The organism is Enterocloster sp. (assembly GCF_057861365.1).
Genome location: NZ_DBMACH010000001.1, coordinates 21836 through 46204, shown reverse-complemented (window position 1 = coordinate 46204; position 24369 = coordinate 21836). Strand labels below are relative to the sequence as shown.

Annotated in this window: 22 protein-coding genes; 3 read left to right on the top strand and 19 right to left on the bottom strand. The window is 44.0% G+C overall.

Annotated features, from left to right (window positions below; translation table 11 throughout):
• Window positions 1–74 precede the first annotated feature (74 nt).
• The 16 genes from glmM to ACZM6M_RS00155 form a co-directional block, all read right to left on the bottom strand.
• On the bottom strand, window positions 75–1427 hold the full coding sequence (glmM, locus tag ACZM6M_RS00230; RefSeq protein WP_066545846.1) for a phosphoglucosamine mutase: 1353 nt from the start codon (window positions 1425–1427) through the stop codon (window positions 75–77).
• Between the two features lie 61 nt (window positions 1428–1488).
• Window positions 1489–2349, bottom strand: a complete 861-nt coding sequence (gene rfbD / locus ACZM6M_RS00225; RefSeq protein WP_066545836.1) for a dTDP-4-dehydrorhamnose reductase — start codon at window positions 2347–2349, stop codon at window positions 1489–1491.
• Window positions 2350–2463: 114 nt separating this feature from the next.
• Window positions 2464–3486 (bottom strand): dTDP-glucose 4,6-dehydratase, encoded by a 1023-nt coding sequence (gene rfbB, locus ACZM6M_RS00220; protein WP_066545829.1) that lies wholly within the window; start codon window positions 3484–3486, stop codon window positions 2464–2466.
• Between the two features lie 5 nt (window positions 3487–3491).
• Window positions 3492–4400 carry a glucose-1-phosphate thymidylyltransferase RfbA gene (rfbA, locus tag ACZM6M_RS00215; protein WP_066545827.1) on the bottom strand — a complete coding sequence of 303 codons (909 nt, stop codon included), beginning with the start codon at window positions 4398–4400 and terminating at the stop codon, window positions 3492–3494.
• A gap of 121 nt (window positions 4401–4521) precedes the next feature.
• The gene (locus ACZM6M_RS00210) at window positions 4522–5385 is read right to left on the bottom strand and encodes a YitT family protein (protein WP_418493850.1); all 864 of its coding nucleotides are present in this window, start codon (window positions 5383–5385) and stop codon (window positions 4522–4524) included.
• Window positions 5385–6116, bottom strand: coding sequence for a copper homeostasis protein CutC (locus ACZM6M_RS00205; RefSeq protein WP_296035620.1), 732 nt, complete (start codon window positions 6114–6116; stop codon window positions 5385–5387). Before ACZM6M_RS00205 ends, ACZM6M_RS00210 begins: the two co-directional genes overlap by 1 nt.
• 2 nt (window positions 6117–6118) lie before the next feature.
• Window positions 6119–6580 (bottom strand): threonine/serine exporter family protein, encoded by a 462-nt coding sequence (locus tag ACZM6M_RS00200; RefSeq protein ID WP_337433388.1) that lies wholly within the window; start codon window positions 6578–6580, stop codon window positions 6119–6121.
• Window positions 6577–7401 carry a threonine/serine exporter family protein gene (locus ACZM6M_RS00195; RefSeq protein WP_337934104.1) on the bottom strand — a complete coding sequence of 275 codons (825 nt, stop codon included), beginning with the start codon at window positions 7399–7401 and terminating at the stop codon, window positions 6577–6579. The genes ACZM6M_RS00200 and ACZM6M_RS00195 overlap by 4 nt, the downstream gene beginning before the upstream one ends.
• A gap of 197 nt (window positions 7402–7598) precedes the next feature.
• On the bottom strand, window positions 7599–9005 hold the full coding sequence (locus tag ACZM6M_RS00190; protein WP_066545812.1) for a family 4 glycosyl hydrolase: 1407 nt from the start codon (window positions 9003–9005) through the stop codon (window positions 7599–7601).
• Window positions 9005–11053, bottom strand: coding sequence for a hypothetical protein (locus tag ACZM6M_RS00185; RefSeq protein WP_418496394.1), 2049 nt, complete (start codon window positions 11051–11053; stop codon window positions 9005–9007). The genes ACZM6M_RS00190 and ACZM6M_RS00185 overlap by 1 nt, the downstream gene beginning before the upstream one ends.
• 21 nt (window positions 11054–11074) lie before the next feature.
• Window positions 11075–11917, bottom strand: a complete 843-nt coding sequence (locus ACZM6M_RS00180) for a carbohydrate ABC transporter permease (RefSeq protein WP_207653719.1) — start codon at window positions 11915–11917, stop codon at window positions 11075–11077.
• A gap of 8 nt (window positions 11918–11925) precedes the next feature.
• Window positions 11926–12873, bottom strand: coding sequence for a carbohydrate ABC transporter permease (locus ACZM6M_RS00175; protein ID WP_066545806.1), 948 nt, complete (start codon window positions 12871–12873; stop codon window positions 11926–11928).
• A 24-nt stretch (window positions 12874–12897) separates the two neighbouring features.
• On the bottom strand, window positions 12898–14250 hold the full coding sequence (locus ACZM6M_RS00170; RefSeq protein WP_317438573.1) for an ABC transporter substrate-binding protein: 1353 nt from the start codon (window positions 14248–14250) through the stop codon (window positions 12898–12900).
• 131 nt (window positions 14251–14381) lie between these two features.
• Entirely contained in the window at window positions 14382–15131 is a 750-nt protein-coding gene (locus ACZM6M_RS00165) for a response regulator transcription factor (RefSeq protein WP_317438572.1), read from the bottom strand.
• On the bottom strand, window positions 15100–16986 hold the full coding sequence (locus ACZM6M_RS00160; RefSeq protein WP_489489311.1) for a sensor histidine kinase: 1887 nt from the start codon (window positions 16984–16986) through the stop codon (window positions 15100–15102). Before ACZM6M_RS00160 ends, ACZM6M_RS00165 begins: the two co-directional genes overlap by 32 nt.
• Entirely contained in the window at window positions 16964–18256 is a 1293-nt protein-coding gene (locus ACZM6M_RS00155; RefSeq protein ID WP_489489310.1) for a serine hydrolase domain-containing protein, read from the bottom strand. Before ACZM6M_RS00155 ends, ACZM6M_RS00160 begins: the two co-directional genes overlap by 23 nt.
• A gap of 94 nt (window positions 18257–18350) precedes the next feature.
• On the opposite strand from ACZM6M_RS00155, the gene ACZM6M_RS00150 reads away from it, so the two are divergent.
• The 3 genes from ACZM6M_RS00150 to ACZM6M_RS00140 are packed head-to-tail and all read left to right on the top strand — an operon-like array spanning window position 18351 to window position 21201.
• Complete coding sequence (locus ACZM6M_RS00150; RefSeq protein WP_337933517.1) at window positions 18351–19382, top strand: TRAP transporter substrate-binding protein; 1032 nt, start codon at window positions 18351–18353, stop codon at window positions 19380–19382.
• 15 nt (window positions 19383–19397) lie between these two features.
• Complete coding sequence (locus ACZM6M_RS00145; protein WP_317438568.1) at window positions 19398–19895, top strand: TRAP transporter small permease; 498 nt, start codon at window positions 19398–19400, stop codon at window positions 19893–19895.
• A 4-nt stretch (window positions 19896–19899) separates the two neighbouring features.
• Window positions 19900–21201 carry a TRAP transporter large permease gene (locus ACZM6M_RS00140; protein ID WP_066545791.1) on the top strand — a complete coding sequence of 434 codons (1302 nt, stop codon included), beginning with the start codon at window positions 19900–19902 and terminating at the stop codon, window positions 21199–21201.
• 122 nt (window positions 21202–21323) lie between these two features.
• On the opposite strand, the gene prfA is transcribed toward ACZM6M_RS00140, so the two are convergent.
• The 3 genes from prfA to ACZM6M_RS00125 are packed head-to-tail and all read right to left on the bottom strand — an operon-like array spanning window position 21324 to window position 24278.
• The gene (prfA, locus tag ACZM6M_RS00135) at window positions 21324–22397 is read right to left on the bottom strand and encodes a peptide chain release factor 1 (RefSeq protein WP_066545785.1); all 1074 of its coding nucleotides are present in this window, start codon (window positions 22395–22397) and stop codon (window positions 21324–21326) included.
• A 19-nt stretch (window positions 22398–22416) separates the two neighbouring features.
• Window positions 22417–23334 carry a peptide chain release factor N(5)-glutamine methyltransferase gene (gene prmC, locus ACZM6M_RS00130; RefSeq protein WP_066545782.1) on the bottom strand — a complete coding sequence of 306 codons (918 nt, stop codon included), beginning with the start codon at window positions 23332–23334 and terminating at the stop codon, window positions 22417–22419.
• Window positions 23331–24278 carry a DUF1385 domain-containing protein gene (locus ACZM6M_RS00125; protein WP_296035594.1) on the bottom strand — a complete coding sequence of 316 codons (948 nt, stop codon included), beginning with the start codon at window positions 24276–24278 and terminating at the stop codon, window positions 23331–23333. Before ACZM6M_RS00125 ends, prmC begins: the two co-directional genes overlap by 4 nt.
• Window positions 24279–24369 lie beyond the last annotated feature (91 nt).

The window sequence follows — 24369 nt, the reverse complement described above, 5'->3', positions numbered from 1 at the left end:
GGAAGGCTTTTTACTATTCATAATAGTTATGGTTGATATTCCTGTTTTTTATTGCAGCGATGCTGATTTCCGTCTCAGATGCAGTGCCCCTGAGCCTTCATGACCGAAATCACCTGATCTACATATTTCTCACAGGTTTCCATATCAGCCGCCTCCACCATGACGCGAACCAGGGGTTCTGTGCCGGAGGAACGCAGGAGGATCCGTCCGTCGCTTCCCAGAGCTTCTGTTACCTTCTTCACCTCTGCCTGAACTGCCTCATCCTCCTGAGCCGCAATTTTGTCCTTTACTCTTACATTTTTAAGAACCTGAGGATAGATTTCCACCTCAGAAGCCAGCTTTGCCAGAGACTGCTTCTTTTCCAGCATGACTTCCATTACCTTTAAGGATGTCAGGATACCGTCTCCTGTGGTCGCATGCTTGCTGAAAATAATATGGCCGGACTGTTCGCCTCCCAGGCAGTTTCCCGTAGCCGCCATGTTTTCATACACATACTTATCGCCTACTGCTGTCTTTTCATAGGAAATCCCTTCTCTGTCAAAGGCTTTGTACAGTCCGAAATTAGACATAACGGTCGTAACAACCGTATTGTTAAACAGGCTTCCCTGCTCTTTCATGTATTTTCCGCAAATATACATAATGCGGTCGCCGTCTACTACATTTCCCTCATTGTCCACAGCAATACAGCGGTCCGCATCACCGTCATAGGCAAAACCGGCATCGCAGCCCTGCTCTGCTACAAATTTTTGAAGGTGTTCAATATGGGTAGAGCCGCAGTCTGTGTTGATGTTCAGGCCATTGGGCTCATTGTTTATCACAAAGGTCTGAGCGCCCAGAGCGTCAAATACATTCTTTGCAATGGCAGAAGCGCTTCCGTTGGCACAGTCCAATGCCACCTTCCTGTTTTTAAAGGAACGTGTTGCAATCGAGATCAGATATCCGATATAGCGGTTTCTTCCGGCTGCAAAATCCACAGTACGTCCAATCATATCCCGCTTTGCAAGAGGAAGCTCCTCCATCTTCCCGTCCAGATAGCGCTCAATCTCCGTAATCACTGCTTCTTCCAGCTTCTCTCCCTTTTCATTGATGACCTTAATACCATTGTCATAATAAGGATTGTGACTGGCAGAAATCATGATGCCGCAGTGAAAGCCCTCTGTGCGCACCACATAGGAAACGCTTGGAGTCGTTGTTACATGAAGGAGAAATACGTCTGCTCCGGAAGCTGTAAGACCGGATACCAGAGAGTATTCAAACATATAACTGCTTCTGCGGGTATCTTTTCCGATCACAACCCGGCAGCGCTCTCCCGGATTTTTCTGTCCGTAGTACCAGCCTAAAAAGCGGCCCACCTTATATGCGTGCTCTACTGTAAGATCCACATTGGCTTCGCCTCGAAAGCCATCTGTTCCAAAATATTTTCCCATTTCTTTTATGTCCTCTCTGTCTCAGATTTTCCCTGCATCATGCAGGCTGCCTTCCCCGATACTAAATCTCCTGTCCTTCCTTCTTAAGCTCCTTTAAATATCGTCCCAGAGCATCCTGCCAGGAGGGAAGGCGGTCAAAGCCATTCTCTGTGAGCTTTTCTTTGCTCATACGGCTGTTTGATGGTCTCTTTGCCTTAGCCGGAAAGCTGGAGGAATCCACCGGACTTACCTTTACATCCATACCAGCCTGCTTAAAGATCTCGCAGGCAAATTCATACCAGGAACACAGTCCCTCATTGGTAGCATGGTAGCGGCCGTAACGGTCAGTCTGTATCATTTCCACCAGAAGCTTTGCAAGATCATAGGTATAGGTAGGAGAACCGATCTGGTCGTCCACTACACTCACCGCTCCCCGTTCCTTTCCCAGGCGCAGCATGGTTTTGATGAAATTCTTTCCGTTAATGCCGAATACCCAGGCAATGCGGACAGTAAAGAATTTCTCCACATTCTGCTCTACTGCAATCTCACCCTCATATTTTGTCAGTCCATAGACATTTAAAGGCTCTCTGTGGTCATCCGGCTCCCAGGGCCGTTCTCCCTGTCCGTTAAACACATAATCTGTACTGATGTACATCATCTTGATATCCAGCTCTTTGCAGACCTTTGCAATATTTCTGGTTCCGTCTGCATTGACCTTCCGGCACAGCTCCACATTGTCTTCCGCCGCATCTACTGCAGTATATGCTGCACAGTGGATCACTGCGTCAGGTTTTGCTTCCTTTATCACTCTCTGGCAGGCATCTGCGTCTGTGATATCCATTTCCTCCACATCCACGCCAATGCCTTCGATTCCCTTTGCTGCCAGCTCATCCATCACATCATGGCCTAACTGTCCCTTTACACCTGTCACCAGAACTCTCATATACTTAACTCCTCATTCTTTTAGAATCTCTACTATGGCACAAAGGCTGGCAGCGGCAAATGTACTCTCTTTAAGTGCCTTTGCCGCCGTCAGCCATACGTTTGTTTCTCTTATTTACAGGCGGTTTCCGTACATTTTATCAAAATAGCTGCTGTACTCGCCGCTTAAAATATTTTTCCACCAGTCCTGATTGTCCAGGTACCACTGGATGGTCTGTTCAATGCCTGTGTCAAAGTTATACTTTGGCTTCCAGCCAAGCTCTGTCTCGATCTTGGTGGGGTCAATGGCATAGCGCATATCGTGACCCGGACGGTCTGTAACGAAGCGGATCAGGCTCTCCGGCTTGTCCAGGGCCTTTAAGATGGTCTTCACAACCTCCAGATTGGTGCGCTCGTTGTGTCCGCCGATATTGTAAACCTCGCCCTCGCGGCCCTTGTGGATCACCAGATCAATGGCCTCGCAGTGGTCTGCCACATGGAGCCAGTCACGGACATTTTCACCGGTTCCGTATACGGGAAGCTCCTCATTTGCCAGAGCACGGCTGATGATCAAGGGGATCAGCTTCTCCGGGAAATGATAGGGACCGTAGTTGTTGGAGCAGCGGGATACGGTCACAGGCAGCCCGTAGGTCCTGTGGTAAGCCAGCACGAAAAGGTCTGCGCTTGCCTTGGAGGAAGAATAAGGGCTGGATGTGTGAAGAGGGGTCGTCTCTGTAAAGAAGAGATCCGGACGATCTAATGGCAGATCTCCGTACACCTCATCCGTTGACACCTGATGATAGCGCTTGATACCGTAGGTACGGCAGGCATCCAGCAGTGTAGTAGTTCCCATTACATTGGTACGCACAAAGGCTTCCGGATCAGTAATAGAACGGTCTACATGGCTCTCAGCCGCAAAGTTCACCACCATATCCGGTTTTTCCTTCTCAAACAGATCGAAGATAAATGCTCTGTCTGCAATATCGCCTTTTACGAACTTGTAGTTGGGCTTATTTTCAACCGGCTTTAAATTCTCCAGATTGCCTGCATAGGTCAGAAGATCCAGATTGATGATCTCATAATCCGGGTATTTATTTACCATATGGTGTACAAAGTTACTTCCGATAAATCCGGCTCCGCCGGTAACGATGATCTTCATTGATTCTATTCCTCCAAACTCTGCTGTTCCTTCAGCTTATCCACATATTTGCCGTCCAGAACATCCTTTAAATACTTTCCGTACTGATTTTTCTTAAGCACTTCATAGGTTTCAAGAACCTGCTCCTTCGTGATCCAGCCGTTTAAGTAGGCGATTTCCTCCAGGCAGGCAATCTTTCTGTGCTGGTGGGTTTCTACGGTCTTTACGAAATTGGTAGCTTCAACTAAAGACTCATGGGTTCCCGTATCCAGCCAGGTAAAGCCCTGTCCCAAAAGGATCACATCCAGCTCGCCGTTTTCCAGATAGATGCGGTTTAAGTCTGTGATCTCCAGCTCTCCTCTGGCAGAAGGCTTTAAGTTCTTTGCGTACTCTACCACACGATTGTCGTAAAAATAAAGTCCTGTGACACAGTAGTTTGACTTTGGCTTCTCCGGCTTTTCTTCGATGGAAATAGCCTTTCCCTTTTCATCAAACTCCACAATGCCGAAACGCTCCGGATCGTCCACATAGTAGCCGAACACGGTTGCGCCCTTTTCCCTGGCAGCCGCAGCCTTTAACCGCTTTGTAAGACCCTGTCCATGGAAAATATTATCGCCTAAAACCATGGCAACGGAATCGCCGCCGATAAATTCCTCCCCGATGATAAAGGCCTGAGCCAGTCCGTCGGGGCTTGGCTGAACCGCATAGCTTAAATTGATGCCAAAGGGATGTCCGTCTCCCAAAAGCGCTTTAAACCGGGGCGTGTCCTCCGGTGTGGAAATGATCAGTATATCCCGGATTCCTGCATTCATCAGCACAGACAGCGGGTAATAGATCATGGGTTTATCGTAAATAGGCAGAAGCTGCTTGGATGTAACCTTTGTCAGCGGATACAGTCTGGTTCCGCTTCCTCCGGCAAGTATGATTCCCTTCATATATTTCCTCCTTGCAGATCCGCCGCGCAGCGGATCCGACCATTATTTCTTTCCCCACTATACCATACAATCCCCTGATTTTCAAATACTGGAAGCAATATTTTGGGAATATTAAGGATTTTTATTCAATGGGTTTCTGATAAAAGCCGCCGAAAAATGTTTCTGTGGGCAGAACATTTACAATTACATGGGGATCCACCTGGCGCATCAGGTGGACAATATCCTGAACCTCATACGCGGAGACAACGGTGTGGAGCAGGCTCATCTTCTTTCCGCTGTAGCCTCCGTGGCCGTCCAGGACAGAGATTCCGTGACGGTACTGACCTACATACGCCTTTACCACCGCTTCCGGCTCCTCCGTTGTCACCTGAAGCGTTACCCTCTTATACCGATGATAAAAGCTGTCAATGGTCTTTGTGGAAATGAACTGAAACATAATGGAATAGCCCGCGTATTTCCAGCCAAAGAGATAACCGAACACACAAAGCATTCCTGCGTTAAAGGCAAATACATACTGCCAGATGGCCTTTCCCAGACGGTTTGACACATAAAGGGCGATAAAGTCCGTCCCTGCGGTAGAAGCGTTTCCTTTTAATGCAACCACAATAGCCAGACCGTAGATAAAGCCTCCAAAGCAGATATTTAAAAGCGCATCCTCAAACAAAGGCTCAAACAGGGAGAGTTTCAAAAGGAAGCTGGCCAAAAAAACCTGGATCATAGAGAAAATCACAAATTTCTTTCCAATGTGGCGGTAACAGAAAATGGCAACCGGCACATTTAAAGCGATCATTCCCAGGGAAGTAGAAAAATGAATCCCCAACAGGCCTGTAATCTGCTCCGTCAGACGGGCCACTCCCGTAAAGCCGCTGGGAAGAATCCCCGTAGGCGTTAAAAAAACATTCATAGCAAAGGCCTGCAAAAGAGCGGAAAGAGTTACGGCCGCCGCTGTCATCAGATACCTCAGCGTTTTACTGTTCTTTTTCATCATACACTCCCTTTCAGCTTTCTTACCAGCGTTTCATTTACTGCATCGTAATCATTTTCATGAGGCACCGGAGCAAAGCAGTAATTCACCCAAGGGCCTGTGGTAGTTTCATCCCGCTTCCAGTCCCTGCAGGAGGAATGAACCTGGGTAAGGCCGGTTTCCTCCAACAGCGCTTTTGCATTATCTGCGTTGATGCCGCTTCCTGCCAGAAGCTGGATCTGGTTTCCATAGTTTTCCTGAAGCTCCTTTAAAAGACCGGCTCCGGCAGCTGCCTTTTCCTTAAGCCCGCTGGTGAGAATACGGTCTGTTCCCAGGCGGATCAGCTCCTCAATGGCTTCATATGGATCCTCCACACAGTCAAAAGCCCTGTGGAATACGGCTTCCCCATGAAATTCATGGATCAGGCGGATCATACGGCCTGTCCTTTCACTGTCAATTTTTCCCTCAGATGTCAAAAAGCCAAAAGCAAGCCCGTCGCTTCCATTTTCCATCAAAATACGGGCGTCTGCAAACATCTGCTCTGTTTCCGCTTCTGTGTAGCTAAATCCCGCTCCTCTGGGCCGTACCATGGAAATCACCTTCAATCCCGTATTTTCCTTTACCAGCCGCAGACTGCCGATGGAAGGCGTCAGGCCTCCCAGATACAACGCACTGTTTAATTCGATCCGCTCTGCGCCTCCCTTCCAGGCGGCCAGGGCATCCTCATAGCTTCCGCAGCATATTTCTATCATAACTACTCCTTTCTCTTTGCAATCCTCCCAAAAAACCTCTGGGGGATTTCAAATACAAATATAATTCCCAGCACAATGGCTGCCGCTGCCTTCACGGCCTCAAATCCCGTGCGGCTTGCCAGCGCCAGCTGGTCGGTGACAATGTAGTGGGCAGTCCAGTAGATGCCGGCTCCGGGAACAATAGGGAAAATACCTGGAATCATAAACAGGGTAGCCGGACAGCGCTCCCAGACCGCAAAGAGCCTGGACAGAAAGATTACGGCAGCTGCGGAAACGAACGTAGACTCTGCGGGCGAAAGTCCGTCCCAGTGAAAACAGAAATACACCAGCCAGCCGATGGCACCACAGGCAGCACAAAGCACGTAATATTTTTTCGGCACAGAAAAGAGGACTGAAAAAGCAGCCGTTCCTACTGCGGCGGCAGCCATTTCCCCTGCCAGTTCTCCCCATGGAAACGCATTCATAAAAGATTTCCTCCTGTCAATCTATAGTACATGGTAAGTACAAATCCCATTCCCAGGGCAATGCTTAAAACCACCAGCCCTGCATCCATCATCCGCACAGAACCGGCAATGTAGTCTCCATCCGTAATATCGCGGATCCCGTTTGTAAACGCCACTCCCGGAATCATGGGGATCACAGAACCGATGATCATGGAGCTGATGTGATGGCCCAGCCCCAGATGGTAAAGCACCACGCAGCAGAAGGTTACCAGAGCTCCTCCCAGAATATTCTGCACCAGTTTTGACAGATTTTTCCCTATATATAAAATATAGACATACAGCACAAGGCCGGACAGAAAAGCAGCTGCGCTGTCTGCCAGATCACCGCCCAGCAGATAGCAGAACGCCCCGCTTCCCACCGCCGAAGCCCCGATCTGAACGCCCTTTCTCTTTCCGGGCATCTGTTCAATATCATCCAGGCATCTCCCAAGCTCCTCTACCGTATGCTTTCCCTCTTCAATCTCCCTGGAAAGCTGATTTACAGCCGCCACACGGTTTAAGTGCGCCCCGCTGACAGGAATGTGCTGTACCCTGGCAAAAAAGCTTTCCCTTTCGTTCCCCATGGTAGAAAAAATACCGTTGCTCAGTACAAAGGAATTGGCGGATTCAATCCCGTAATGACGGCAGATCCGGTCAATAGTTTCCTCCACCCGTGAGATCTCCGCCCCATTTTCCAAAAGGATATGCCCGGCACGCATGGCGATTTCCATGATTTTTTCTTTCTGTTCTTCAGGGACGGTGCAGATGTGGGGATGGGACTGTAGTCGTTTCTGTTCGATCATTTTATATTATCTCCTGCTTATTAAACACATATTTTTATTGTACTCTGAATTCCCCATGAAAACAACCATTCCTTGCAATCCGGATATCCGAATATTACTTTTATCCTTTTTCATGCTGCATTTAAAGAAAACATATACCACAATATAATAATTAAAGGAGTACGAACTGAATCATACTCCTTTTTGTTTACTTCATATCATTTTTTAAGAAATACTTTTTCCCACTCTTCAGGAAGATATTTTCTGGTATTACCAATCATTTCTTTCAGAAGTTTTTCTCCATCTCCAAAACTGATACGCCCATGAACCAAAGGATCTTTCATAAAAGCTTCATAGGCTTTTTCAAAGTTACATTCCATTGCAGCTTGCAAAATTTTTTCATAACCTTCAATATGAGGCATTGTAAGTCTTCTGATTTCTTCCGGACATACTCCAGCGTAAACTGGTGCAATATGATCCCTGCTAAATACCGCATTCGTTTCTACAACAGATTCTCTGGGGAAATTTGGAATCTGACCGGCAAAATTAGGAATATTTACATTGGTTACAAAACGTTCTAAACCACATAAAGCTTTTATTAAACGCAATCCCTCCTCTCCTGTATCCTTTAATTCTAAGTTTTCTAAACCGCCAGCAAGTCGCTCCGCCTGTCTATTTTTCTGTTCCTGTCGTTCTTTTCTCCACGCTACTGTAGTTAATGCAAACTTCCATTTCTTTACGGTTTCTGGATCTTTCAAATACATCTCCCCAGGCATAAACTCTGCCAGATGTCTGTCTCCTGCAGCAGCAATTGCGCCATACCGGCGGAATAAATCAAACTTCACCCGATGTGCACAGTTAAATGTACCATTCATCCAATTTCTATCCGGATCATGATATCCTTCTTCAAAATTACGCTCAATAAAATTCTGATAAACAGGAAATAAATCCATATCCTTGTAAGATGCTTTGGTAAACCATGTAAAATGATTAATTCCAATCACATCTACCAATATTTCTTCTCTTTCTATCTCCTTAATTCCTGTTTCCATTCTAACAATATCGCGCAGAACCTTCTGAGTTCCAAACACCTCATGACAGCATCCAAACGCTTTTATTCCGGGAAAAACATGATATAATGTCTTAACACACAATGACATGGGATTCGTATAATTTATCACCCATGCATCAGGACAATATGTATGTATCGCCTCTGCAATTTCTGCAAACATTGGGATAGTACGTAACGCACGTACCAGTCCTCCCGGTCCCGTAGTATCGCCTACCGATTGATAAATTCCATATCGTTCCGGTAAATGTACATCTGATTCCATCTCATCAAATGTTCCCGGAAGGATTGAAATTACCACAAAATCGGCTCCTTCCAACGCAGTTCCCAATGATTCACTTGTTTCAAACTCCCACTGTCCCTTCACATCCTCCCGTGAAAACAGTCTTTTTCCTATTATTTCATTATCATGAGCCGCCTCTCTGTCAATGTCATATAAGCGTACCGTTCCACTTATACTTGTTTCTTTGGACAAATCTGTCATAAATACCCAGGCCCAGGCATGACTGCCTCCTCCAATATAAGCAATTTTCAAGTCTTTTATATGCTGTTTCATCACTCTTTTGTCTCCTTTGGATTTTCATTAAATGTGATATATGACATGTCCGGAAATGAGTATTCGCCTCTATAATTAGAAGCATTATACACCGGATATTTGACTGGATGATACGAACTATCTTCTATTTCATTTTCCTGTGTATAAATATACAGGCTATGGTAATCCCATACTACAAGTTCATCCCTGCTATCCCCGAGTAAATCTATAGCCTCACAGCACATAACTGGATGACCATCATCTGGAAATACAACTGCAATATCTCCATGACCATCCATCAGTCCTCCTTTTTCAGCATCGGCATTCGTAAGAAAAAAATCCGTTCCATTCCCAAGCCAATTTACAGGAGCAAGTATATTGCCATTCATTTCGTTCTCTTTTTCCCATAACTCATTTCCATCTGAATCATACAGATAAATCACTCCCTGATGTCCCCAAAAATTAGTTACTGCAATTTCAAATCCTTTACGTTCCGGCAGATAGTTGGCAATGCTGATTCTTTGTGCATGTCCAATATAGTCCCTGCTCAAAATATTTCCCTGGAAATCTCCTATAAAAAATCCCTGAGTACCGGAAACACATGCAAAATACCCCTTATCTATATCATTTTTAAATTTACCAGCCACAATTTCATCGGTATGATCCAGTTCTATAGAATACGTCCACAAAACATTCCCCTGACAATCTAATAGTGTATAACCCACTAAAATCTCATCATGTCCATCCCCATTTACATCTACGGCCAACGGATAATGGCCTGTATTCTTAGGACTTTGGTATTTCCATAATAAATTTAAATTGCTGTCTAATGCATAAATACGGCAATATCTATCTTTTATTAAAATATCACTCGGCCTTTCCAGACCTCTAAAATTGCAAATACGAATTCCATCTGGGTTAATTCTATCAAAAGCGTACTGATTATAGGGCACACCTATCAACGTTTCGTTATCTTCATCTGATACAGGTGTAGCTGCTGATTTTTTTATCTTTCCCGTCCTTCCATCAAGAATCTGAATTTGAAAATTTTTTGCTGTAATTACCTCATCATATCCATCACCGTCAATATCATAAACCTGACACGGAAGATCCGCGCTGATCTTTCCAAGAATATTTGAGTTTTCTGAGGGTTCTCCAATCTGCCACAATATATTTCCATTCAAATCTATAGCTGTGAGACAGCTTATATGAGCATATGCATCTCTATCTACTCTTTTCTGAGCCTGTGGAATTACAATCTGCCATTCATCATTTCCCAGAAGATGTCCAAAACGAATCTGACGGCTGGTTCCAAAATTCTGAAGATCCAGCTTACGCACTAATTTCATATGAGGATAAGACGCCTGAAGCTTCTTCAAACGTTTCTTCTCTTGTTTTTCCAAATATTGAATTTCTCTAAAAGTGCTGTCTTCCGTACTGACATATATATCTGTAAACTGTGTTGGGCAATCGGCCGTTATTCCTATCTTTCCTCCACGCATTGCCAATTCTGTATCCATATCCATAACCAGCGTACTGTTTATAAAACATTTTACATTTTTCCCATCCACGGATACCTTTATTTTATACCACTGATCCGAATCAGACATAAATTTCTTTTCCGTTAATATATGGACTTCTTCCTTGTGACGCCATGCAAGTCTTGCTGTTTTCTTTTCTTCTAAAGAAAATACGAGGGTATCAATGCTATTATTCATACAAAATGCAATTCCTGCCATACCACTGGTTGAAATCCTGCGCATAGACACAGAAACGTCATAATCCTTCCAGCCCGTATTTCCTGTCTGGAGCGTTGGAAAAATACGATGTGGAATACCTTTTTCAATACGACTCTGTTCCATATAGTGCTTTCCGTTTTCTTCCGTAACAATCCATGACGGTCCATGTCCATTATAACGGTAATTACATACCTGATCCTTCCATTCGCCGCAAACGCCTTTTGGTGTCACATAGTGATATTCTCCAGCAGCTGAGTGATCTGGATCATAAGGAAATTCCCCTATAGGGAATTTCCTAAAATCATCTGAAAACAGACATATATTTCTCATAATAGTTACCTTCTCTCCATCTTATCCCTTAATTCCACTGGAAGCCACACCCTCTACGATATATTTCTGCAACAGCATAAAAATGATAATAATCGGCATAAGGGACAGTACGCACATTGCAAACATCGCACCATAGTCAGAGGAACTCATAGGATCGGTGAAATTTTTCAATGCAATGGATACCGTATATTTTTCTGGCGAATTAAGATAAAGCAACGATCCCATGTAATCATCCCATTTCCAGTAGAACTCAAAAATCGCACACGTTACCATTGCAGGTTTTACAAGCGGAAGCATAATACTGGTAAATATTGTATATGGACTACATCCATCCATCTTTGCTGCCTCATCTAAATCCTTTGGTACTCCTTCAATAAACTGCATTATCATAAAAATAAACAATGGCTTAGCACACCAGGCCGGGACTACAATTGGCATCGGGGAATTTACCCATCCTAACAAATTAAAAATAATATATTGGGGAATCATAATTACCTGATTCGGAAGCATCATTGTAATCATCATGCAAAAAAACAATCCCCTTTTTCCCGTAAAGTTAGCTCTTGCAAAACCATAAGCTACCATAGTTGAAGAAATAACCGCACCAATCGTTGCAAGTACTGTAATTATAATCGAATTCTTGAAGAATGTAGCAAAGGTGATCCCACCGAATCCCTTCCAACCAGTTATGTAATTTAAAATCGTCCATTGACTCGGAATCAGCTGAGCAGCCGTAGTCATAACCTGATCTGTGGGCTTAAATGAACTGAGAAACATCCATGCAATAGGATAAAACATGAAAATGGCAATTCCTCCTACTATCACATGGAAAACAACTGCATTCCATCTGCGTTTTGTTTTCATTCCCATCTTCATGTCCTGCTCACCCCCTTCTTCTTTTTAGATGCCATATCTGTATTATTTTCATAAAATACCCATTGTTTTGAAGAACGAAATACCATTGCTGTAAAAAATCCTACAATTACCAAAAGAATCCATGCCATAGCAGACCCATATCCCATCTCATAATATTTAAAGCTATTTTGGTATAGATAAAGGATATAGACCAGTGTTTCATTAACAGGTCCTCCTCCAGTAATGATTTGTGCCTGTGTAAATACCATAAAACCATTAATAATCTGCATAATCAGATTAAACAGGATAATAGGACTTAAAAGGGGCAGCGTAATAGAGAAAAACATCCTTATTTTTCCTGCTCCATCCACCTCTGCTGCTTCATAGTACGAAGTTGAAATCTGTTTTAAACCCGACAAAAAGATAAGCATAGACGATCCAAACTGCCATACATACAGCAATATCAAAACATAAATTGCAGTATCTGTATTTCCTAACCAGTTTATCTTACAATTAATCCCCATCGCCTGGAGAATACTATTAAGAACACCTGATTTTGTAAACAGGTTTCTCCACATCACAGATACTGCTACTGATCCGCCGATTATAGATGGAAGGTAATAAACTACCCGGTAAACTGGAACTGCCCTGCTTTTACGGTTCAAAATCATAGCTACAAACAAAGCGAATATCAATCTTAATGGAACCGAAATAAACGCAAATTTAAATGTAACAAACAGTGATTTTAAAAACAGCTTATCCTGTGTAAAAAGTTTTACATAATTGTCCAATCCAACAAATTTTGTATCCGGAGACAAAATATTAAAATTAGTGAATGACAAAATAAAGGACATAATAAAGGGCACTAATGTAAAACAGAGAAATCCTGCCAGCCATGGAAAAATAAATACATATCCCACTACATTTTCATTATAGATGGACCATTTTTTTCTGCCACGTTCCACGTCTTTAACCTCCTGGCTGTTTTGTTATTTTGCAAGAATTTCCAACGACTGCTCCATCCAACTATCTACACATTCCTGTGCAGTCATCTGTCCATACATCAATTCATTCACATTATTGTTCAGTACCTCTACACACTGTCTTGATGTAGATGGTTCTGCCGGATCTGCATCGCGGCAATAATCCACTACCTCATCCATAAAATCATATACCTTTTTTTCATTTCCCTCTGCTTTGGTTTTTAATTCCTCACGGATTATTTTTGAAGCCGGTATTCCACGTTCTCCATTTAATGTTTCATTTGCAGTCTTATCATTGATAAAGAAACTGATTGCTTTAGCGGCAGTTTCAGGATCAGGACAATCTTTTGTTATGGAAAAGAACTGAGCCGGCCTTACATACATTCCCTTTTCCGTCCCATTATCAAACAAAGGCTGTGTAGTCATTGCCAGATTCTGGTCAAAGTAGCCTGCAAAGTTAGAAAATTGAGAACTCCAGTTCATTCCCATTGCAGCTTCTCCCGTACAGAGCGCTCTTTCTGAATTATCTTTCCACAAAAGCTGATCTCCCGGATTAACAAATACGCCTTCCTGTGTTAAATCATAGCAATCCTGCAGAACCTGAACAAGCTCGGCTTTCGTTGTATCGTCAAAGCCAAACCCTTTTCCATCCTCAGAATATAAAGCCTGTCCCTTGGAACGAATCATTGGTTCTAATAAATATCTCGGCATTCCTAATGCCACATTCTCTGTCTGTACCCCTGTTTTTTCATAAATCTCTCTTGCAGCAGATACAAATTCAGACCATGTCCAACCCATCTTCGGAGTTTTTACCCCGGCAGCATCAAAAAGATCCTGATTGTACATAATTGTCATTACATTGGCCCCAAGAGACACTCCATAAAACCCATCTTTATAATTTCCTCCGGAAATATAAATATCGTCACAGTTACTTAAGTCCAACGCTCCGCTTTCCACATATGGATTTAAATCCAGTAAAAGTCCATTATTAATATAACCGGCATACTGATCCGTTACCTGCTGAACAATACCAGGAAGATTATTTCCTACTGACTGTGTCGCCAACGTTTCCCAGTATGCATCATAACTGTTATACTCATATGTAAAATCAGCACCGTTGGCCTCAGCAAACGCATCAAATGCCGCAATCGTCGCATCTGCCCGTTTCTGATTTCCCCACCATGCTATCCGAATACCTTCGCCTGTCTTTCCATTTGCAGATGCATTTTTCCCTGATGCATCCGCCTGAGTATTTTCATTCTGAATAGCCGTTGGTTTTTCATCCGAGTTTCCCGAACATCCTGTCACTGCCACTCCTGCTACCGCTGCTGCTGCTAAAAACAATAAACTTTTCTTCATAAACAACCTTCCCTTCTCTCTGTTTTAAAATACAGATTTTATTGATATTTTTATTATACAAACAAAAAAACACTTCTTTAATCCAAAATAATGTCTATTTTGTGCAAAAAAGTGTTTTCTATAATTTGTAATTATATAGATTTCTCTCGTAATTCCGAGGGAGATTTCCCAAAATATTTTTTAAATACCGTACTAAAATACTGTGGATTATTCCCAAACCCCGTTCTTTCAGCAACTTCATAAACCGTAACATCACAATTTTCCCGAAGCAGCTGCGCCGCCTTCTCCATTCGTTTAATCGTCAAAAATGTAGAAAATTTATATCCTGTTTCTTTTAAAAACAGTTTAGACAAATAATTTCCGCTCATAAACAAAACTTCATCAGCAATTTGCTTTAAAGATAATTCCGGCTGATCTAAATTCATTTCTACACAAGATATAATTGTTTTAACAGTTCCTGAGTACTTTTGGGGATGTAGTTGAAGTGTCGTCTGCTGTTTGGGAAAATGCAAATCCCTGATGCGTATTAACGCGTCTAAAAGTTCTTCCTCCTTGATTGGTTTCAATATATAATCATCTGCTCCATATCTAAGAGCCCTCTGTGCATATTGAAAATCATCATAACCAGACAATATCAGAAATTTAGAATCATATCCACTTTCTCTGCTGTTTCGAATGAGTTCCAAACCATCCATAACAGGCATTTTGATATCGGTTACTACAATGTTAACAGATAATTGCCCCAAATATGCCAAAGCTTTTTCTCCATTTTCCGCTGCACCAACCACTTCAAATCCATTTACCTCCCAATCAATACATTTTTTCAGCCCCTCTCTTACAATTGCCTCATCATCTACAAATAAAATCCTGATTCTGTCCATTTTGCAAAGATGCCTCCTTTTTTACCCGAAATGAAACAGTCGCTCCACCTTCCTGATTCTTTTCGACCATAACTCCATAATGCAAACCATACAGACTTTTCAGCCGCTCATCCAAATTAATTAATCCAACTCCATTTCCCTGAGCTTTAATATCCCCACTTTGTAGTTTCTTAATAATATCCAAATCCATCCCATTTCCATTATCTGATACAATGCATAAAATATCATTTTTCATTTCCTTAATGAATATCCTGATCCTACAGGGAGTAGAAACCTGCTCCATCGCATATTTTACAGAATTTTCTACCAGAGGCTGCAGACTAAACGCAGGAATTTTAATCTCCATCATTTCTTCTCCTATATCCATTTGAACATTTAATCGTGTGCCAAAACGTGCTCTCTGGATAACAAGATATCCTCTCGTATATTCTATTTCCTGTTTTATCGGAATTAATGCCTCTCTGCTATTAATAGAAATTCTCAAAATATCTCCCAGTGCTTTAACAATTCCCGGAATCTGATGATATTTTTCCTCTGTAGCCATCCAACGTATCGTATCTAATGTGTTGTATAAAAAATGAGGATTCAATTTAGAACGAAGAGCTGACAGTTGCGCATTCTGAAGATACAGCTTTTGTTCATAATTTTCATGTATAAGCTCTCCAAGACGTCTTGTCATACTGGCAAAATTTTTCTCAAGGTGCCCTATTTCATCATCTCTCTCTTCAAATTTTGTTTTTACCGGATTATTTAGTGCTTTTACCGGATTAGAGTCGCGGCTGATTTTATCTATTTGTTCCGATAACTCTACAATAGGACGCACCATATTTACAGATACACCTGCTGCCAGAATCCCTATCACCATCAACATCCCTAAAAGAACTACTGTATAAAAAATATCCATTTTTTGAATAAATGCAAACTGCCTCAGATAATCTGAAAAATTATAATACTGCCATCCCAATTTTGGCGACAGAATAGATGTAGTAAAATACTTTTTTCCATCTAACTCGGTAATCTCATAGTTTTTTATTTCTGATAGTGGATTTTCAAAAAAGTTCTGCACAATCTGTATTGGAAAACTTGAAAATATTACATTTTTCTTTTCATCTAAAATTACAAGATCATCATGCTCCATCAAAAGGGAAGCCGCCAATTCCTCTGGTGCAATCAGATAGATTACAGTTCCACAATATTCCATACTCAGGTTCTTTCTTTCACGAAGAATTCTTGAAAGGTATATTTTATTACATAATTCACCATTTTTTTCTGTAATCTGAATAATTCCGCATCCAGCGCTTCCATTATTTTTCATTGCATTGTTAAGAATAAGCTCAAGATTTTTATCCGATATCCTATATTTGGATGCTCCGTAGCCATTGTATACCTTCCCTGACAGATCTACAAAATATCCTGCATCAACTTTATAACCACTGACCAGTATTGTATCCAGTTCTTTTAATATTTCAACCAAACTGGATGTTTTTACCTGATTTGCTTTTGACTGTTTTTCTAAAATCAAAGGCAGATTTTCACCAACGCTTTCCTGCATCTTCGCCCTTTCCATCTCTGCAAGAATATCATATGCTTCCTTCAGTGCCGAAGCATATACCTGTATACGGTCATTCGTAATAAACTGATATGTTCCATTTTCATACGCAGCAAGTTTATCTTCAATTCCTGCCATAGAACTGTTCAATAAATCCCTCTTTGCTTCATAAACATAATTAGCATAGGCATTTTCCAATTTTTTTATCACCAGCAGACTCACTGCAAAAGATGCACCAATTGATAAAACAATCAGTAAAAATATTTTCTTTGTAATAGAATGTTTAATCTTTTGAAAAATCTTCATATAAATACCTTCTTAATTTAGGATGAATCTCTTTATCATCTCCCGGAATCATTTGCTGCATATAAAGGAAGCAGAGACGGTTAGTCGGATCAATCAATCCATAATTTCCTGAACTTCCATACCATCCAAACTCACCTACCGGTGTCTTTCCCTCCGCTCTCACTCTCACTCTTACTCCATATCCATATCCATAATCTGGTATTGTAAAATCCCTCATTTGCTCTTGTGTAAGCACATTTGTATGCATCATTTCTACATATCCCTCTGACAAAATTCTATGTTTTCTCCATATTCCTCCATCAAGCAAACATTGTTGAAATCTCATATAATCATCCAGTGTAGACAGCACCCCTCCTCCGCCTTCTTCAAACTTTCGACCCGGCTGATAAAACCAATCTTTATCTGCAACCGGTATTAAATCGCCATTTTCCATACGTTGATACATCTGACACAAATTTTCCTTATCCCTTATGCTTCTGAAACGAAACATGGTATTTTCCAACTCCAATGGCTCCCATATATAACGCTGCAAGTAATCACCCAGGCTCATTTCTGACACAATTTCTATAATTGCTGCAAGGACGTCATACCCTGCTCCATATAAAAAATGAGTTCCCGGTTCAAAGGCTAAAGGAATTCTGGAAAATAGTCGTGCATATTCCTGAGTGGTATAATCCTTTTTCTGTTGGCGGAAATTGATCACTTCTCTTTTCGTCTGACACATAGTCGGACCGTCATTGTCATAAGAATAGGATATACCCGAACGCATAGTTAAAAGGTGAGAAATCAGCAAAGGGCTTCTGGTTTTTTCAATATTATTCCATCCATTTGCCGCAACATGGTTAACATTAAGATATTTATATTCTGGAATATAGTCAGCAACTGCTGCATCTAGCCGTAATTTTTTCTGCTCTATCAGTTGTAGAGCAGCTACAGCTGTATAAAGTTTCGTAAGAGAATATATACGATAAAGTGTATTCTCATTCGGTGCTTCCCCAGTTTGCAAATTGCATTTTCCTGCATATTTTCTATACTGTTCTATGCCATTTTGAAGTATCAAACATGAACATCCCGAAATAGTTTCCCTGCATAATTCATCTATATAAGTATCTAATTTCTTCCAAAAACTGCTTTTCATATATCCCTCTCCAAAAACTGCTTTAGAATTTTTAATATAAATTTTATCACAAACATTCCAAAAGAAAAAGCCACTATTAATTAATACCTTACCACTTCTGGAACTTAATGTATTTTTACTATATTTTACCACATTTTCCCAGTATTTTTCTGGAAGCCCCTGTCCATAATTGATATAATAGGAGTGATGAAGATTCTCAAAATACAATACAGAAAGGAAGATTTTTATGAGGAAGAGATTTTGCGCAGCAGCGCTGGCACTGACAGCCGCGCTATCTGCCGGACTGCTTACCGGCTGCAGCAGTGCCTCCGGCGGCGAAACAATGATCGTCCGGATCGGTCACAACCAGTCCACGAACCATCCCACCCACATAGCATTGGCTGCTTTTGAAGAATTTATCGAAAGCAGGCTGGGAGACAAATATGATGTGGAAGTATTTCCAAGCGAGCTTTTAGGTTCTCAGAACGAAATGGTTCAGCTGACGCAGACAGGCGCCATCAATTTCTGCGTGGCTTCCAACTCTCTTCTGGAAACCTTCAGCCAGAACTACACTCTGTTTAATCTTCCCTATCTGTTTTCTTCCAGCGAAGCCTACCATGCGTCCATGGATGATACTTCCATCACGGAACCCATCTTTGAATCAACCAGACAAGCTGGTTTTGAGGCTGTTACCTGGCTGGATGCAGGCACCCGGAATTTCTATACGGTAAATAAGCCCATCCATTCTCCTGCTGATTTAAAGGGACTTAAGATCCGCGTCCAGCAGTCCCCTACCAACGTACAGATGATGAACCTTTTAGGAGGCTCTGCCACTCCCATGGGCTTTGGAGATGTGTACACGGCCCTCCAGTCCAAGATCATCGACGGAGCAGAAAATAATGAACTGGCTCTGACAGACAACGGTCATGGAGATGTATGCAAATACTATTCCTACGATATGCACCAAATGATCCCTGATATCCTGATCGGAAATATTGCTTTTCTGGACAGTCTGTCCCCGGAAGAACGAGCCATTTTTGATGAGGGCTTTGACCTCGTGAATCAGATCCAGAGAGAGGAATGGACCATCGCAGTGGATGCGGCTAAAAAACGGGCTTCCGGAGACCAGAAGGTGAATTTCCTCTACCCGGATACAGCCCCATTTAAGGAAGCGGTTATTCCCATGCATGAATCCATGCTGGGCCAGCACCCGGATTTTGTTCCCATCTATGATGCGATACAGGCTTACAACCAGAAGTATCCGTCAGCTGAATCCTAAAAGGAGGTGACCGGCATGAAAAAGCTGAGAAATGTACTTACATCCCTTTTAAATATACTGGCAGGCGCCAGCCTGATCGCTATGGTTGCGCTCACCTGCTGGCAGGTATTTACCCGATACATCTTACAGAATCCGTCCCCGTGGTCTGAGGAGCTTGTGGCTTACCTCTTTGCATGGGCCAGCCTTTTAGGCGCTTCCATCATCACAGGAGAACGGGGACATATGAATATTCCCATTGTCACAGACCATTTCACTCCCGGCATCCAGAAGCTCCTCGCAATCTTTGGAGAGCTTATCGCATTTGCCTTTTCCCTGATCATCCTGGTATACGGCGGCATCAAGATCACAAGCCTCGCCATGGGACAGATGACCTCTGCCCTGGGCGTTGCTGTAGGTGTGTTTTATGTGGTAATGCCTTTATGCGGTATTTTAAACATGATCTATACAGTTCTCAACATCGTGGATATCTCAAAAAACGGCGTCATTACGGCGCAGGAAGAAAAGGAGGCATAGACTTATGGCAATGGAATCTCTGCTTATCATAATTGTTGTTCTGGCCGTGCTCCTGATCGTCGGCGTACCGATTTCCTATTCCATCGGCATTTCCGCCCTGATCGCCATCCTGCGGACCGTGCCTTTGGAAGTATCGGTGGTAACCGGCGCTCAGCGTATCTTTGTGGGCATGAGCAAATTCAGCCTGACGGCCATTCCCTTTTTTATCCTGGCAGGAAACCTGATGAACCAGGGCGGCATCGCCAAACGGCTGGTTGATTTTGTGATGGCAATCCTTGGCAAGCTGCCCGGTGCCCTTTTAGTGACAAACGTAGGGGCAAACGCCCTTTTCGGCGCTATTTCCGGTTCGGCCTCTGCCGCCGCAGCAGCCGTAGGAAGTATGGTGGAAAAGGGCGAAGAGGAACAGGGCTATGACAAGGCGCTCTGTGCTGCCACCAATGGAGCTTCTGCTCCCTCAGGCCTCCTAATCCCGCCCTCCAATGCCCTGATCACCTATTCTCTGGCAGCCGGAGGCACCTCTGTGGCAGCACTCTTTATGGCCGGTTATATTCCGGGCATCATCTGGGCGGTGGCCTGTATGGCAGTTGCTGTGATCATTTCAAAGAAAAAAGGCTATAAGGGAATCCCTGGAAAATACGACTGGAAAAACCTGTGGGTCTGCACCCTCAGAGCCCTGCCCTCCCTTTCCCTGATCGTAGTGGTAATCGGCGGCATCATCGGCGGTGTGTTTACAGCCACAGAAGGCTCTGCCATTGCGGTAATCTACGCCCTGATCCTCGGCATCCTCTACCGCAACATTACTTTAAAATCCTTCTGGAAAATCGCAGTAGACAGCGCCAAGATGAGCGGTATGGTTGTATTCCTGATCGGCGTTTCCAATATCCTTGGCTGGGTCATGGCATTTACCCAGATCCCTCAGGCCATCTCCGACGCCCTCTTAGGCCTTACAAGCAATCCCATTATCATCCTGCTGATCATGAATGTCATCCTTTTAATCGCAGGAACCTTTATGGACGTAACTCCGGCTATCCTGATCTTCACTCCCCTGTTTCTTCCGGTGGTTAAGACCTTTGGCATGGATCCGGTTCAGTTCGGCCTGATCCTGGTATACAACCTCTGTATCGGAAATATTACTCCGCCGGTGGGAAATACCCTGTTTGTAGCCATCAAGGTCGGGCGAAGTTCCCTTTCCCGCGTCATGCCCTATATGCTCTGGTACTATGTGGCAATTCTTGTAGGGCTTCTCATGGTGACCTATATCCCTGCGGTGAGCCTGGGACTCCCTGCAATGGCCGGACTGATCTGACCGATATTTTTTCTTCCATAACATAAAAGACGGCTGGCGCAGCTATGTGGTGATCTCCACACAGCTCTGCGCCAGCCCTTTCGTATTCGTTCGTTCCGTATTCTTTATTTAGTTGTAACTATTCAGTTCTCATTCATCTTAGCCAGCTTTGCTGCCTGATCTGCGGCAATGCAGGCATCCAGGATCTCCTGGATATCTCCGTTTAAAATCTTATCCAGCTTATAAAGGGTCAGATTGATCCGGTGATCCGTCACACGGCCCTGTGGGAAATTGTAGGTACGGATTTTCTCCGAACGGTCGCCGGTACCGATCTGGCTGCGGCGCTCTGCTGCCTCTGCATTCTGCTTTTTCTCAAGCTCAATATCATAGAGCTTGGAGCGCAGGAGGCGGAAGGCCTTTTCCTTATTCTGAAGCTGGGATTTCTCCGTCTGGCTGTAGATTACGATTCCTGTGGGAATATGGGTAAGACGCACGGCAGAGTCTGTGGTATTTACACACTGCCCGCCGTTTCCGGAGGCACGCATTACGTCGATGCGGCAGTCATTCATATCGATCTGTACGTCTACATCCTCAGCCTCAGGCATCACGGCTACCGTCGCTGTGGAAGTATGGATTCGTCCGCCGGACTCTGTCTCAGGCACACGCTGTACCCTGTGCACGCCGCTCTCGTATTTCAGCTTGGAGTATGCGCCCTTTCCCGTAACCATGGCTACCACTTCCTTAAAGCCGCCGATCCCGTTTTCATTTAAGCTTACGATCTCCACCTTCCAGCGCTGGCTGTCCGCATAATTGGAATACATCCGGTACAACTCGGCAGCAAACAAGGCTGCCTCGTCTCCGCCTGCACCTGCACGGATCTCCAGAATGATGTTCTTTTCATCATTTGGATCCTTGGGAAGAAGGAGGATCTTCAATTCATGCTCCAGCTCCTCGATGCGCTTCTTTGCGTCAGACAGTTCTTCCTTCGCCATTTCCCGAAGATCTTCATCACTCTCCTCTTCCAGCATTGCAAGGCTGTCTTCCACATCCTGTTTCGCCTGCTTATACTGCTTATATGCCTCTACGATGGGAGCCAGATCCGCCTGCTCCTTCATCAGTCTGGTAAAACGCTTTGTATCCTGAGTCACATCAGGATCCCCCAGCATCAGCATCAGTTCTTCGTAATGGATCAGTATATCATCCAGTTTATCAAACATAATCTTCTCTCTCCTATCATCACGGCCTTTTAGCCTGCACCACCCGGTCCAGCCCGGCCATATCCTTTATCACCTTAAGGCCCTCAAAACCGGCCTGTTCAAAAAGCTCTGAAACGTCCTTCCCCTGGTCAAAGCCTATCTCCATATAGATCTTCCCTCCGGGCTTTAAATATGCCATGGAACGTTCTGCCAGAATCCGGTAAAATTTCAGCCCGTCCGCTTCCCCGTCCAGAGCCAGCCGCGGCTCATGATCCCGCACCTCAGGTTCCAGTCCTTCTATGACCTCTGAGGGGATATAGGGCGGATTGGACACAATAACGTCAAACTGCGCTTTGGGTTCCAGCCCTTCAAACATATCGCTTTTTATCAGCCGGAGCCGCTCCTTTTCTTCTCCCAGGATCCTTTCCCTGTTAGCCTCTGCCACCTTGAGCGCTTCCTTAGAGATATCAAGAGCGGTCACTGAGCGGTATTCCCCCAGTTTTACAAGGCTTATAGCAATACAGCCGGAGCCGGTGCACACATCCAGTATGGCGCTGTTTTTATCTCTGTTTTCCTCCAAAACACGCTCCACCAGTGTTTCCGTATCCTGTCTGGGAATAAGCACCCATTCATTTACCTTAAATTCCAGTCCCATAAAGCACTGGCAGCCAGTCAAATGTTGCAGGGGAATCCTCTCTGCTCTTGCAAGAACCGCCTGTTCATACTGTTCTGCCGCCTGTTTTAGCCTGTAAATTTCCTCTTCTCCACCAATGGCCTGTTTAAAAAGAGGCTGGTCTCTTCTGGTGAGAAAAGAGGCAAAATTCAGATCAAACGCCTCCAGCAGCAAAAGTCTGGCATCCAGCGCAGCGTCCGGCACTCCGGACTCTTCCAGTTTTTTCCTCCCGGACTCATAAAGCTGTCCTAAGGTCGTCTCTTCCCATACTCTCTCCGCACTCATTCTGTTTCCTTCCAGCCTGGGAAGTTTTCATCCAGGTACGCTTTCCAGTCAAAAACCTCTTCCACTGCCGCGATCGCCACTTCGATCATGGAGTCATCCGGCTCTGTGGTGGTCAGACCCTGCATCCACATGCCGGGACGGCTCAAAAGGTTTACAAGCTTACTGTCATGGCGGCCTGCAAATCGGAGAAACTCATAGGACACGCCTGCGATCACCGGTATCAGCACGATCCGGCTTAAAAAGCGCAGCCAGACTGTATCCGTACGAATCACCATAAAAAACAGGATACTTATGATCATTACAATCATGATAAAACTGGTTCCGCAGCGCTTGTGCTCCTTGGAGCTGCCCCGGACATTGGCTACATTTAAAGCCAGTCCATGCTCAAGACAGTTGATGCATTTATGCTCCGAACCGTGGTACATAAAGGTACGGCGGATATCCTCCATACGGGATACCAGTTTAATATAGATAATAAAAATCACAATGCGGATCACGCCCTCAAGAACCGCCATCGCCGTTTCCGAAGGGATAAAAGGCTTACAGATACGGGCGATCCCAAGGGGAAGCAGCATGAAAATGCCGATTGCCATAATAAAAGAAAAAATCATGACAACCGTCATAAGAATACTTTCCAGCTTTTCACCGAATACCCGGTCCAGCCACTGCTCAAACTTTCCCGGCTGAGCATCCTCATCATCCTCAAAAAAGCTGCAGGACCAGGTTAAAGCACGCATCCCCACCACCATAGAGTCTGCAAATTTGAAAACGCCGCGGATAAAAGGAAGGCCCAGGATGGGGTATTTCTCCGTAAGACTCACATACCGATCTCTTTTTACCTCAATCTCTCCGTCAGGCTTTCGGACTGCAATGGCGTAATCGTCACCGTTCTGCATCATGATGCCCTCGATCACCGCCTGACCGCCGATTCCAGAATATTTCATTGTATCATTTCCTCTCCCTGCCGCAGCAAGCTGCGGCTGTGTTTTGCCAAAAGAACACAAAAGGGCTGAGCCTGATCTCTCAGGCTCAACC

Coding starts and splice junctions, on each gene's coding strand:
- ACZM6M_RS00185 (WP_418496394.1), bottom strand. CDS start 11,053: ATGAGAAATATATGTCTGTTTTCAGATGATTTTAGGAAATTCCCTATA.
- ACZM6M_RS00145 (WP_317438568.1), top strand. CDS start 19,398: ATGAAAAAGCTGAGAAATGTACTTACATCCCTTTTAAATATACTGGCA.
- ACZM6M_RS00140 (WP_066545791.1), top strand. CDS start 19,900: ATGGCAATGGAATCTCTGCTTATCATAATTGTTGTTCTGGCCGTGCTC.
- prfA (WP_066545785.1), bottom strand. CDS start 22,397: ATGTTTGATAAACTGGATGATATACTGATCCATTACGAAGAACTGATG.
- ACZM6M_RS00150 (WP_337933517.1), top strand. CDS start 18,351: ATGAGGAAGAGATTTTGCGCAGCAGCGCTGGCACTGACAGCCGCGCTA.
- ACZM6M_RS00205 (WP_296035620.1), bottom strand. CDS start 6,116: ATGATAGAAATATGCTGCGGAAGCTATGAGGATGCCCTGGCCGCCTGG.
- ACZM6M_RS00170 (WP_317438573.1), bottom strand. CDS start 14,250: ATGAAGAAAAGTTTATTGTTTTTAGCAGCAGCAGCGGTAGCAGGAGTG.
- ACZM6M_RS00210 (WP_418493850.1), bottom strand. CDS start 5,385: ATGAAAAAGAACAGTAAAACGCTGAGGTATCTGATGACAGCGGCGGCC.
- glmM (WP_066545846.1), bottom strand. CDS start 1,427: ATGGGAAAATATTTTGGAACAGATGGCTTTCGAGGCGAAGCCAATGTG.
- rfbD (WP_066545836.1), bottom strand. CDS start 2,349: ATGAGAGTTCTGGTGACAGGTGTAAAGGGACAGTTAGGCCATGATGTG.
- ACZM6M_RS00160 (WP_489489311.1), bottom strand. CDS start 16,986: ATGAAGATTTTTCAAAAGATTAAACATTCTATTACAAAGAAAATATTT.
- rfbA (WP_066545827.1), bottom strand. CDS start 4,400: ATGAAGGGAATCATACTTGCCGGAGGAAGCGGAACCAGACTGTATCCG.
- rfbB (WP_066545829.1), bottom strand. CDS start 3,486: ATGAAGATCATCGTTACCGGCGGAGCCGGATTTATCGGAAGTAACTTT.
- prmC (WP_066545782.1), bottom strand. CDS start 23,334: ATGAGTGCGGAGAGAGTATGGGAAGAGACGACCTTAGGACAGCTTTAT.
- ACZM6M_RS00190 (WP_066545812.1), bottom strand. CDS start 9,005: ATGAAACAGCATATAAAAGACTTGAAAATTGCTTATATTGGAGGAGGC.
- ACZM6M_RS00200 (WP_337433388.1), bottom strand. CDS start 6,580: ATGAATGCGTTTCCATGGGGAGAACTGGCAGGGGAAATGGCTGCCGCC.
- ACZM6M_RS00165 (WP_317438572.1), bottom strand. CDS start 15,131: ATGGACAGAATCAGGATTTTATTTGTAGATGATGAGGCAATTGTAAGA.
- ACZM6M_RS00125 (WP_296035594.1), bottom strand. CDS start 24,278: ATGAAATATTCTGGAATCGGCGGTCAGGCGGTGATCGAGGGCATCATG.
- ACZM6M_RS00195 (WP_337934104.1), bottom strand. CDS start 7,401: ATGATCGAACAGAAACGACTACAGTCCCATCCCCACATCTGCACCGTC.
- ACZM6M_RS00180 (WP_207653719.1), bottom strand. CDS start 11,917: ATGAAAACAAAACGCAGATGGAATGCAGTTGTTTTCCATGTGATAGTA.